The organism is Mesorhizobium sp. M0830 (assembly GCF_040319965.1).
Lineage (GTDB): Bacteria > Pseudomonadota > Alphaproteobacteria > Rhizobiales > Rhizobiaceae > Mesorhizobium.
The window spans coordinates 70,847-83,511 of sequence record NZ_JAMYOR010000001.1; the positions used below are offsets into that span (position 1 = coordinate 70,847).

Sequence of the window (12,665 nt, forward strand, 5' to 3'; positions counted from 1 at the left end):
TGCGTGCGTCCCCGACAAGGGTCTCAGTGTGAAATTGGGTTTTCACACTGACCGCCGAGAGCTCAACTTGGTTTCTGTCTGATGGACCGATCTGGGCCGAAAGGAGACGGTCCGGTCCAGGTGACGTCCATCAGAAAGTCGACGGCACCCCCTCCAAGATCATTGTGTGTTTTGGTGCGGCTCAATCGCTCAATTGGGCGATGCGAAACCACCTTGGAACGCATGGGTTTCGCTTTTGGTAAACTATGTGCCCGAACTGTTTGCCCGCAGTGCCTTTGGTTGCCCGTTGGGGTGGATTCAGTATAAACCTTCGACATCCTATGCTTCCTGCTTGGCCCGGCCCCTTCTAGCGACATAGACAATGATGGACGCGCCCCGGATCTTTGTAAGCTATGCACGGTCAGACGGCCACGCCTTTGCCCGGAAATTGCATGACCGTATTCGCGAGGCTGGCCTCGCGGTTTGGCAGGACTTGGCCGATATGGAAGGCGGGAATGACTGGTGGGAGCAAATCGCGGGGTTTCTCCGCCGGCCCGAGGTGGAGCACCTCGTCCTAGTCTTGAGTCCAAAGGCCGTCGACTCGGAGATTGTTCGCCGCGAGTGGCGGCTCGCCCGCCAGGAGGGCGTTAGAGTTACGCCGGTGATCGACGCGAGCAACAGACCAGATTTCGTGAAGTTGCCGCGTGCGCTTGCCCGAGCTCATGCGCTCGACCCCGACGTCGACGAGCAATGGCGTCAGTTGATCCGCATTCTCGAGGGGGCGAGCGGTCAGCCGCGCGTACCCTTCCTTGCGCCGGAGCCTCCGGCGGGCTTTGTCGACCGCCCCGAGGAGTACGAGCGCGTGAAGCGCGCGCTTATCGACGGCAAGGGTGATGCGGTGGCGATCACCGCGGCGCTGCGGGGTGCCGGCGGCTACGGCAAGACATCGCTCGCCGCCAGGCTCGCTCACGACGACGACATCGGCGAGGCGTTCTTCCACGGCATTCTCTGGACCACCCTCGGCGAGTCGCCGGGTGACGTCATCGGCCGGCTCAACACCCTCACGCGCGCGCTCAACCCCGCCGCGCCTCTTGAGACTGACCCGGATCTGGCGGTTGCTCGCTGGCGAGAGGCGCTCGAGCAACGCCATTGCCTAATCGTTGTCGATGACGTCTGGCGCCAACGCGATCTCGAGCCATTTCTCGTCGGCGGGGGCCTCTGCGCCCGGCTCGTGACCACTCGCGACGCTGCGGTGCTCCCCAGGGGCCGCGGCCGGATGACTATGGTGCCTGTGGACGCGATGAAGTCTGGCGAAGCCATGGCAATGTTGGCTCACGGCCTCGAACCAGCAGCGATCGCAGTGTCCATGCGCGACCGGCTAGGTCGCCTCGCCGCTGCATTCGGAGAATGGCCGCTGTTGTTGCGGCTCGCGCAAGGTCGCATCGCCCGCCGGGTTGAGGCAGGGCATCCACTCGACAAGGCTCTGGCCGCAATTGAGGAGGCGTGGGCGGCAAAGGGGATCGGCGCGTTCGATGCGCACAATCCTGACGAACGCAATGCGGCCGCTGCCGCGTCCCTCGACTTGAGCATTGAGGCGCTGGAATCTCGCGAAGGCACCGAGGCGACCACACGACTCGAGGAGTTCGGTGTGTTTGCAGAGGATCAGGACATCCCGGTGCCACTGGTGTTTCGCCTGTGGCAGCGGACTGGTGGCCTCGCCGCGTTTGACGGCGAGGACCTCCTGCTACGGCTCCGAGACCTTTCGTTCGTTGAGCGCTACGATTCTGCACGTGGTGTGTTCAGATTGCACGACGTCGTGCGCACCCGTCTGCGCGAGCGACTGGGAGCGCACCGGCTCCGCGTGCTTGATAGAGAAGTCGCTGACGTCATAGGGGACCTAGCCGCTCGGGACTGGCGCGGCCTCAAGGCTGTTCCCTACGCACTGGAACATCTTCCGGTACATCTCGCGGGAGCGGGAGAAGACGCGAGGCTTGAAGCACTCCTCTCCGATGCCAACTGGATAGAAGCCCGGTTGGCGGCCGGTATTGCCGCTGGCGAGGGGGCGACCGGCCTCGTCAGCACCTACGCCGAGTTAGGGCGCGGTGAAGTGTCCCGAGGTGTGGGCCGCTTGCTTGCCGTTGTTGGGCAGGATCTCGCGATCGACGGTCCTGATCAGGTCATTCCACAGCTTCTGGGTAACGTAGCGAAAACGCCGGGAACCAGTCTAGCTCTCGAGGCGTGGCGCCGGGACCTGCGGATGCCGGCGCTTGTTCCGATCCCAACAACCGGCTCTCTAGCCGACTCTCCAGCCGAGCTCATGCGCCTTCGAACTGAGTCTCGTGTGATCAGTATCGCCTTCTCCCCGGACGGGAAGCACCTAGCCACGGCGTCCGAAGATACAATGGCGTGGCTTTGGGACGTCGCGAGAGGAAGGGAGATCGCTCGGTTCGAGGGATGTCGGAGCGTCGCCTTTTCCGCCGACGGGACGCGCCTCGCCACCGGGTCCTGGGACAACACGGCGCGGATCTGGGACGTGGGAACGGGTGCGGAGATTCTACGACTCAAAGGCCATCAGGGCCCCGTTTGGAGCGTCGCCTTTTCTGGTGACGGGAGCCGCCTCGCCACCAGTTCCTGGGACAAGACGGCGCGGATCTGGGACGTGGGAACTGGTACGGAGGTCCAGCGGCTCGAAGGTCATGGGGGCTTAGTTTGCAGCGTGGTCTTTTCACCGGACGGGAAGCGGCTCGCTAGTGGGTCCGTTGACGACACAGTCCGGGTCTGGGATGCGGCGACCGGAGTAGAGATTACCCGACTCCTAGGCCATGCAGCCGGAGTTATGGGCGTCACCTTCGCTTCGGACGGAGTTCGCCTTGCGACAGGGTCCTGGGACAAGACCGCGCGGGTCTGGGACGTGGAAACGGGTGCGGAGATCCTATCCCTCGAAGGCCATGGCTACGGCGTCTCTAGCGTAGCCTTCTGCCCCCAGGGAACCCTCCTCGCGAGCGGCTCCCATGACGGCACCGGGCGGCTCTGGAACGCTCTGACGGGCTCGGAAGTGATCCGGCTCGAAGGTCACGGGGGCGCCGTCAGGTGCATCGCCTTCTCCCCAGATGGAAGACGCCTAGCGACCGGCTCAGACGACCGGACGGTGCGGCTATGGGACTCTGCGGCGGGCGCGCGCATCGCCCAGCCTGAAGGCAATCGAGGCTTGCTGACAAGCGTAACTTTCTCGCCGGACGGGTTAAGTCTTGCTACAGGGTCTTATGACGGGACGGCGCGGCTCTGGGATGTGGCATCACAGAAAGAGGTAGGCCGATTCGAAGGCCATGACGACTGGGTGACGGCTGTGGCCTTCTCCCCGGACGGAACACGCCTTGCCACCGGATCTGACGACCGGACCGTGAGGGTCTGGGACGCGGCGACTGGTTCGGAGATCGTACGGCTCGAAAGGCAGGGAGGTGAGGTGCCGAGCGTAGCGTTTCACCCAGATGGCACGCGCCTAGCCACAACGTCCTACGGCTACGGGGCGCGGATCTGGAAGGTAGACACAGGTGCAGAGATAGCCCGGTTCGCCGGTCCTAGCGTCTCACCTCTCATCGTGGCGTTGTCTCCGGACGGGGCTCTCATCGCTACCGGGTTCAGCGACGGAACGACGCAGATCTGGGACTTGGCGAGTGGGTCAGGGTTTAAAGCCTATGACAGCTTCCGGGAGGTATCCCCGAATAGGGCTCACGTCGCCAAGTGGTCCGGTGCGACTGTGCGGCTTTGGGAGGTTGCAACAGGGGCAGAGAGCTTGCTCGAAGGCCATGGGGCAGCGGTCGCTACCGTGGCCTTCTCCCCGGACGGGACGCGCCTCGCCACTGGCTCCGATGACCAGACGGCGCGGGTCTGGGATGTGGCTACAGGCGAAGAAATCGCCATTCTACGGGGCCACCGCAGTTGGGTAAAGACCGTGGCTTTTTCGCCGCGCGGAACGTGTCTCGCCACTGGGTCTCGGGGCGGGACCGCGCGGATTTGGGATCTGGCGTCGGGCTTGGAAAACACCCGGCTCGAAGGCCATATAGGAGAGATCACCAGCGTGGCCTTCTCCCCAGATGGCGCCCTTCTCGCCACCGGGTCAGACGACCAGACGGCACGGGTATGGGATGTGACTGCAGGTGCGGAAATCGCCCGGCTCGGAGGCCAAGTGGACGGAGTCAAAAGCGTCGCCTTCTCCTCGGATGGCAGATACCTCACCATTAGAGATTGGAGCGGGACGGCGCGGTTGTGGGATCTGGCGACCGGCGAAATAACTTCACGAGGGATAGGGATGGTCGCGACCGGGGCGGGCAACCTCGGGCTCGAAGGCCACAACGGTCCGATCGCAAGTATCGCCTTCTCCCCGGACGGAACGCGCCTCGCCACCGGGTCCTGGGACAAGACGGCGCGGATTTGGGACACGGCAACAGGAGCCGAGGCTATCTGTCTCGAAGGCCATGGTGGAGAAGTCGCTAGCGTGGTTTTCTCCCCAAATGGGGCCTGCCTCGTTACTGGGTCTGATGATCGGACGGTTCGGCTCTGGGACGTGGCGACGGGTGCCGAGATCGCCCGACTGCGACTTCCATCGGAGGTCAGATCTGTGGCAATTGCCGAAAGCGGTCAGCTTATCGCGGCGGCCGCCGGGGTCGGCAGGCCCCATTTGATAGAACTAATTGCTGCCGGCACCGAGCCTGAGCGCCTTGGAATATCCCAATGACAGCGATCGTCGGCATGGTTCGAGAATGCGATCCGATTGATACGCAACGTCCGGTTTCGGGGGGCCGCAGCACTGTTTTCTATAACCGGCTTTTGCGGCGCAAACCTGCTAAGACGGTGGTGGCTTGCAAAAGCCTTGTGATATCCCTCAGTGTGCAATTAGTCTTTCACACTGAGGGGCATGCATAGGTTCCGCTGTGCAGTCTTTGCGTTCCGGTTGCCCGAATTAACGGGTTGCCGTAGCTGACGCGTCCGCATGGTCACTCCGGTGCGGCCTACTTCTTCTTCCGACCGAGGCACATGGACTTAGCTCACAGCAGCGCTGAACGGATCGCAGCGTAGTTGGGCGCCACCACGAGGTAGTAGAATTTGTCGAGTGGATGCACCGCCTTTTTGACCTGGCTCATTTCGTGAACGGCAGAGAGAATGGATCGCGATTCTGGGATTCTTGCTCGAAAAGGGTGATGCATTCCAATCGCCTGCCAGCGTCTCGGCAGGAACACGGATCTTTCCGACGTCGAGGCGCGCTACGGTCTATCGAAATCTGACGGCGATCTGTGGCGACCATGCACCGCGTTGTTGGGCCAAGTGTTCCGTCTATCTGACCCCAAAAACATCAATGACCATTTTACTGCCGTCCTCTGCTATGGCGCAACTGAACTTCGGCGTGCCAACCGCCGCCGATTCGCCGGAGTTGCAAGATCGTTCAGGGCTACCGGTTTTCAGGCCCGGCTGGTCTTGCGGGGAGATCGGAACTGATAGAGACATTTTTCGCCCCGAACGGGCGAGGATCTCGCCAACGTCGTTGCCGATTACCTTCCATTGGTCTGTGTCCCACTTCTGATCGCCAATATCTGTAGCGATTCTAGCAACCGAGCGTTTGATACTCTCACTCTGAAGCTGGCTGTCGGCGGGATATGCCGCTTGAATGGTTTCTCGATCCGTATGCGATATCCGAGTGGGCTGCGAAATAAAACACCTCGACTTCCTTCCTTTCTTGAACATCCAAGCTGGGAGCGCATAGTGCATAATAGATTTCCGGTCGTACGGGGTCGTCCTTAATCGTGGTGACGCGACCATTTGCTTAAAATTAAATAAAATTTCGTCTTCGCTCCATCCCCATTCTTTTTCTATCTTGGGAATAGCGACGTCCCAAGCGAACTCGTCGTCACAATGCGCCTCTGGACTCTGATGCTCATGCTCCAAGCCCAACGCATGGCCGACTTCGTGAAGGATCGTTTCCTCAAGCCAAGCCTTGTTGAGTGAGCTGAATGCCGCTCCGTCTGTCTGAATGTTGAGTGATGCCGTCTTCACAGCGTCTGGAAGTAGGCTGTCCGTGCCGATGAATGACCAACTTCCCTCTTGTTTAAACGAGATTCGGATGTCTTCTTCCGAGGTGCCCGTGCAAACACCAAAGTTGGGTGGATCGCCAAAATCGACGGTGATAGACGTACCATCCAGCCATTCATTCGCAGTCTTAACAAAGAATTTCTTCAAGGACTTGTCGCCGTCCAGAAAACACGCCGAAAGCTTATTCTTCGTATCCCACAGTTTCAGGCTGTCATAGACGCCCTTTGTTTCGGGAGCCGCATCTCCGAACGCCTCTGTTAGGCCGGCAAGTTCCTCCGCATCTCGCCTCGTCGCCGGATCTAGCAGACCCAATGTGTGTGCGAAAACATTCCCCCAGTAACAAGACAGGAAAATTGCGACCCCCACCGAGGCAACTAACCTTCTCACTAGACGGAAATCGGATTCTATTTTCATTCGCTTCCTCCCGACATGCGCCCTGATTTAGTAGGGCCCTCGCCGGTGTGCAGGCGCCGCGTGGCGAGTAAACTCGTGTTCGATCCGGCTCTCTTACCTATTCTGATGCTCGTCTTGCATCTAGGCAAGCTAACATTTGCCATCGTCATTGTTTCGGCTCAATCGGCCGTGCTACCAAGCTCATAGTTCAGAACCTGGCGCCGGCTCAGAAAGCCTCCCACATCCGGGGATTTTCTACCGATCGTGGCAGGCTGTCGCCACCAATCCCCCTGGATCTTCCTTAATGTGTCTTTGCGGCCAAGGCGTCGAGCCGGATCTGCTTGCGATGTTGGCTGCGGCGTTCGGAGTGAGCGAAAGGGAGCGTTGTGAACGCCACAAACGGCGCTTCAGTAGCCAAGCAGCACTTTGCGCAACGCTGCGCAATGTCCGAGACGGATCGGACGCATGTTCCCCTCACAAGCCGACGGCAATGGCGCCGCGGCTGGTAGCAAAGAGAGGAACTAAAATGATTACCACCCTTGCAAAGACAGCCTTTACCCGCACTGGGTCGGCCCTGGTCGTGGTGGCGAGCCTATTCTCCGCCGGCACGGCATCGGCCCACCAACGCTGGGTCAATATCAACAACGTCGGATCGAGCGAGATTGTCGGTGTTTACATCTCAAACATCGACAAGGAGAACTGGGGGCACCGTAACCTTCTCGGATCCTATTCCATCGACGTTGGCTACGAGATGACAGTCGATCCGCGCCGACCGGAGGGCTACTGTCGTTTCGATGTACTGATGGAGTTCGCCGACGGTTCACAAACAATCGCCTGGGATCAGAACCTCTGCGAGGCTACCGACATCGTCGTCAGCGAATCCGGGTACTACACGATCTGACCGGAAAAGCTTTCGTCCCAATGGCCCCTTCGGATCGAGTCCGAACGGACGGACTGATCAGGACCATACCTTCGCACTCCAAACCCGTCGCCGGTTGACCGGCGACGGGTTTCTTGTACGAGGATTACACGCGGCATAAACACGCCGCCGCTGAGCTGAACAAATTCGTGTTCAATCCCGGCTCTTTTGCCTGTCCCGGTCGTCGTCTGCAACCACCCAACGCCAGGAACAGAGGATGCGAAATAGCCACAATGACATCACATCATCCTCGTGCAATATTTGCTGTAGGGAGTTGGGGTAGATTTCACCTTGGCGCGGATATTTCTGAGCCATTCGAGCAGGAACAATGCGCAGGCGATCGCATTGCGCGACTGGCTGGTTGCCAATGGCTGGGGCCGGGACGACGTCTTCCTTGACATCGATGCAACAAGCGGAATTGCCCCGGGCGAACGCTGGCAGAAGGCCCTCAACGAGGCGGCAAACCGCTGCGAGGCCGTCATCTTTCTGATTAGCCAACCGTGGCTGGCGTCGCAATGGTGCCATGAAGAACTGGCGCTCGCTCATAAGCTCAACAAGCGGCTGTTCGGCATACTGATCGACACAGTCGATGTGGCCGGGGTGCCGGCGCGGCTACGCGACGAATGGCAACTGATCGATCTGGAGAGCGGTCGCGACGGCATCCGGCTCGACGTAGAGCTACCGAATGGCCAGCAAGGCTTCGCCACCTACTCCGCTTCCGGACTCGATCGACTGCGGGCGGGGCTAGTCAAGGCAGGGCTCGACCCGCGCTTCTTTGCCTGGCCGCCAGCCAATGATCCGAGACGCGCGCCATATCGCGGCCTAGCGCCGATGGAGGCGGAGGATGCCGGTATATTCTACGGCCGCGAGGCGGCAACTATCGCGGCGCTCGACCAACTGCGCGGACTTGCAGAGGCCGCGTCGCCACGGCTGATGGCGGTGCTCGGCGCGTCGGGGGCTGGCAAATCCTCATTCATGCGTGCCGGATTGATCCCGCGTCTCAAGCGCGACGACCGCAACTTCCTGGTCTTGCCGATCCTGCGGCCGGAACGGGCGGCGATTACCGGAAAGGCCGGGCTGATTGCCGCCATCACGACAGCTGGGCAGTCTCTCGGCCTGAAGTGGACGCGCGCCAAGGTCAACAAGGCCGTTGCCGGCGACCCGGAGGACGTTGCCATGCTGTTCTCCGAGGTTGGCGAAGCGGCGCTTCGACGGATATCAGGTGCCATAGAGGAGACTGCTCCGGCCATCATTCTGCCGATCGACCAGGCGGAAGAACTGTTCCTCGAGGCGGGGCAGGAAGAGGCACAGCGGCTGCTAGCCCTAATCACCACACGGCTCAAGGCAGAGCATCCAAGGCTCATCGCCCTTGCCACTATTCGCACGGATTCCTACGAGAAGCTGCAGTATGCTTTGGCGCAGGCAGAAATTCGCGAGGTTCCGTTCAGCTTGCCGGCGCTCGCAAGGGGCGCCTACCAGCGGGTGATCGAGGGGCCTGCCGAGCGACTCGCCCATGCCGGCCGGACGCTGATAATCGAGCCGGCATTGACGGCGGTCCTGCTTTCGGACATCGAAGAAGGCGGCGCCAAGGATGCGCTGCCGCTGCTTGCCTTCACTCTGGAACGGCTGTTTGTCGATCATGGCGGCGACGGTGACCTGACGCTGGCCGAATACAGAACGAGCGGCGGCATTTCGGGCGCCATTGAGGCGGCGGTAGAGCGGGCGTTTGCAGCAGCGGACGCCGACCCTGGCGTGCCGGGGAGCCAAACCGCTAGGCTCGCACTGCTGCGCCGCGCCATGATTCCGTGGCTTGCGGGCATCGACCCCGAAACCAAAACGGCGCGACGACAGGTGGCGCGCTTCACCGACATTCCAGACGAGGCTCGGCCGCTGATCGAGCACTTCGTCGAGCAGCGGCTGCTCGCGACCGACGTGTCGGCGGCCAGTGGCGAGCGCACCATCGAGCCGGCACACGAGGCGCTCCTTCGCCAATGGGGCTTGATTGACGGTTGGCTGAAGGAAGACATTGCTGTCCTCGCGACACTCGAAGCCGTGCGCCGCGCCGCCCGCGATTGGGACGCTAACGGCCGCGACACCAATTGGCTGGCGCACTCCGGGGGCCGCCTGGAGGAGGCCGAGGCGATCAAGTTGCGGGTCGATCTTGCTCGTCGGCTGGATGCGTTGGACCTCACCTATCTCGAGGCCGCCCGCGCCGCTGAGAATACCCTGCGCGACCGGGAACTCGACGAAGCGCGCAAGCTCGCGGCAGCAGCTGAGGCTGCGAGAGCGAACGAAACCGTCAGCCTTGCGGCCCTGTCACGGGTTGCGCTCTCGGAAGGCCAGCCCGCCCATGCCGTCAAGCTGGCTCTCGCAGCCTGGCCCCGTATTGGTGATAGCGGAAGACCGGCCCTGCGGAGAACAGTCGATAGCCTCGTAGAGGCGTTTCCCGTTTTCCGTCGAGGATCAACCCTCAACGGACACGAACTAGCGGTTACATCTGCGACGTTTTCGCCCGACGGCACTGACATCGTCACCGCGTCGGCCGACGGTACCGCTCGCGTCTGGGAGGCTGCGACCGGCGCGCAGGTTCTGGCGCTGAAGGGCCATGAAAAGGCGGTCACATCCGCAGCATTTTCGCCCGACGGTACGCGCATCGTCACCGCTTCGGCAGATCGGACGGCTCGCGTTTGGGAGGCGGCGACCGGCGCGCAACTGATAGTGACTGCACATCAAGGCGAACTTACATCCGCAGCCTTTTCGCCCGACGGCACACGCGTCGTCACTGCGTCGGCCGACAGGACCGCGCGCCTCTGGGATATAGCGACAGGCGAGCAGGTGCTGGTGTTGCACGGTGAGCACCGGGTCACTTCGGTGGCGTTTTCGCCCGACGGCATGCACATCGTCACTGCGTCGCACGGGACCGCTCGCATTTGGAACGCGGCGACTGGCGCGCAGGTGCTGGGGCTGGAGGGTCATAAAGACACTGTCAATTCGGCCGTGTTCTCACCCGACAGCAGGCGCCTCGTGACCGCGTCGGACGACCAAACCGCGTGCCTTTGGGATGCAGCGACGGGCCGGCAAATGCTAGTATTGGGGGGCCATGAACACCTGGTCAGTTCAGCCGCGTTCTCGCCTGACAGTATGCGCATCGTAACTACCTCATCGGACAAGACCGCTCGCGTCTGGGACGCGTCAACCGGCGCGCTGGTGCTGGTACTGAATGGCCATGGAGACCATGTCGCTTCGGCGGCGTTTTCGCCCGACGCCTCGCGCCTCGTAACTGCGTCGTGGGACAAGACCGCGCGCGTCTGGGACGCGGCGCCTGGCGCGCAGGTTCTGGTGCTGAATGGCCATGGAGGTGGCCATGAAGACGATGTCTCTTCGGCGGCGTTTTCGCCCGACGCCACGCGCCTCGTAACTGCGTCGTGGCACAACCACACCGCGAGCATCTGGGACTTGACTAGCGGCGCGCAGGTGCAGGTGTTGAGTGATGAATGCCTGGGTAGTGTATCTTCGGCCGCGTTCTCCCCCAATGGGACGCGCATCGTAACTGGCTCATCATGGCACAGGACAAACGCTCTGGTCTGGGACGCGGTGACCGGCGCGCAGGTTTTGGTGCTGAGAGAGCATGAAGACACCGTCGCTTTCGCGGCGTTCTCACCCGACGGCACGCGTATTGTCACTACGTCGCTCGGGACCGCACGCATTTGGGACGCGGCAACTGGCGCACAGATTCTGGCGCTGAATGGTCATTCGGCGGCGTTTTCGTCCGACGGGATGCGCATCGTCACCGCGTCAGGGGACAGGACGGCACGCATCTGGGACGCGGCGACCGGCGCGCAGGTGCTGGAAATGCATGGCCATGAAGAGTACGTCACTTCGGCGGCGTTTTCGCCCGACGGCATGCGCCTCGTCACTGCGTCAGGTGACGGGACCACGCGCGTCTGGGACGCAGTTAGCGGCGCGCAGGCGCTAGTACTGAATACGCATGAATACCATGCCGATTTTGCGTCTTTGGTCTACAGCATCAGATCGGCGGAGTTTTCGCCTGACAGCAAGCGCATCCTCACCGCGTCGCACAACACCGTGCGCATCTGGGACTCGGCGAGCGGTGCGCAACTGCTGGCGCTAGCGGGCCACGATGAGGTCATTTCAGCGACGTTTTCGCCAGATGGCACGCGCGTCATCGCCGTGTTGGACAAAATCGTGCGCATCTGGGACGTTTCGTTGCTTGAAAAGGGCGACATATTCCAGATTGCCTGCCAGCGTCTTGGCAGGAACGCCGACCTGTCCGATGTCGAGGCACGGTACCGGCTTTCGAAGCTGGCCCCGATCTGCGGTGAGCATGCGCCGCTACCGTTCGATCCGGCGAGGGTGCGGTAGACTGTGGCGCGAATTTTCAGAGCCATTCGAGTGGGAACAAACTCAGCCGCGAGTTCGGCGATGCAATCGGACCGGACGGACATGTCCTACATATTGCGAGCTTCACATCAGGACCATCGGTGGCCAAGTCTTCGCCTCAATAAATAGAGTTATCTGACCCAAAAACATCAACGACCATCTCACGATGGTCCTCTGCCATCGCGCAATTATATTTTGGGGCGCCAATCCGCTTCGGATTTCTCGACTTGCAAAATGAGCCGTTTGCCGGCGGTTCCGGATCAGCCCCAGGTGTGACACGTCCTGCGGCTGGTGGAACGGTCGTAGTATATCGATTGAGCACGCCGCCTATTCTTCACGTCCGAGTAAGCATTGCGGTCGTTTGAAATCGGCGCTTCAGTAGCCAAGCAGCACTTTGCGCAACGCTGCGCAATGTCCGAGACGGATCGGACGCATGTTCCCCTCACAAGCCGACGGCAATGGCGCCGCGGCTGGTAGCAAAGAGAGGAACTAAAATGATTACCACCCTTGCAAAGACAGCCTTTACCCGCACTGGGTCGGCCCTGGTCGTGGTGGCGAGCCTATTCTCCGCCGGCACGGCATCGGCCCACCAACGCTGGGTCAATATCAACAACGTCGGATCGAGCGAGATTGTCGGTGTTTACATCTCAAACATCGACAAGGAGAACTGGGGGCACCGTAACCTTCTCGGATCCTATTCCATCGACGTTGGCTACGAGATGACAGTCGATCCGCGCCGACCGGAGGGCTACTGTCGTTTCGATGTACTGATGGAGTTCGCCGACGGTTCACAAACAATCGCCTGGGATCAGAACCTCTGCGAGGCTACCGACATCGTCGTCAGCGAATCCGGGTACTACACGATCTGACCGGAAAAGCTTTCGTCCCA

At 61.2% G+C, this 12,665-nt stretch carries 5 protein-coding genes; 4 read left to right on the forward strand and 1 reads right to left on the reverse strand.

Features of this window, described 5'->3' with window-relative positions; translation table 11 throughout:
- The first annotated feature begins 361 nt into the window (after positions 1–361).
- Positions 362–4,714, forward strand: a complete 4,353-nt coding sequence (locus NKI20_RS00295) for a WD40 domain-containing protein (protein ID WP_352827295.1) — start codon at positions 362–364, stop codon at positions 4,712–4,714.
- Positions 4,715–5,310: 596 nt separating this feature from the next.
- Here NKI20_RS00295 and NKI20_RS00300 read toward each other — a convergent pair.
- Positions 5,311–6,477: a M12 family metallopeptidase gene (locus NKI20_RS00300; RefSeq protein ID WP_352827298.1), complete on the reverse strand. Its 1,167-nt coding sequence runs from the start codon at positions 6,475–6,477 to the stop codon at positions 5,311–5,313.
- 505 nt (positions 6,478–6,982) lie between these two features.
- Here NKI20_RS00300 and NKI20_RS00305 point away from each other — a divergent pair.
- The 3 genes from NKI20_RS00305 (at position 6,983) to NKI20_RS00315 (ending at position 12,645) form a co-directional block, all read left to right on the forward strand.
- On the forward strand, positions 6,983–7,357 hold the full coding sequence (locus NKI20_RS00305; protein WP_352827300.1) for a hypothetical protein: 375 nt from the start codon (positions 6,983–6,985) through the stop codon (positions 7,355–7,357).
- A gap of 309 nt (positions 7,358–7,666) precedes the next feature.
- Positions 7,667–11,758 carry an nSTAND1 domain-containing NTPase gene (locus tag NKI20_RS00310; RefSeq protein ID WP_352827302.1) on the forward strand — a complete coding sequence of 1,364 codons (4,092 nt, stop codon included), beginning with the start codon at positions 7,667–7,669 and terminating at the stop codon, positions 11,756–11,758.
- A 512-nt stretch (positions 11,759–12,270) separates the two neighbouring features.
- On the forward strand, positions 12,271–12,645 hold the full coding sequence (locus tag NKI20_RS00315) for a hypothetical protein (RefSeq protein ID WP_352827300.1): 375 nt from the start codon (positions 12,271–12,273) through the stop codon (positions 12,643–12,645).
- Positions 12,646–12,665: the final 20 nt, after the last annotated feature.

What these genes read in the sequence shown, in the direction of transcription:
- NKI20_RS00295 (WP_352827295.1), top strand. Translation starts at nt 362, where the DNA reads ATGATGGACGCGCCCCGGATCTTTGTAAGCTATGCACGGTCAGACGGC.
- NKI20_RS00300 (WP_352827298.1), bottom strand. Translation starts at nt 6,477, where the DNA reads ATGAAAATAGAATCCGATTTCCGTCTAGTGAGAAGGTTAGTTGCCTCG.
- NKI20_RS00305 (WP_352827300.1), top strand. Translation starts at nt 6,983, where the DNA reads ATGATTACCACCCTTGCAAAGACAGCCTTTACCCGCACTGGGTCGGCC.
- NKI20_RS00315 (WP_352827300.1), top strand. Translation starts at nt 12,271, where the DNA reads ATGATTACCACCCTTGCAAAGACAGCCTTTACCCGCACTGGGTCGGCC.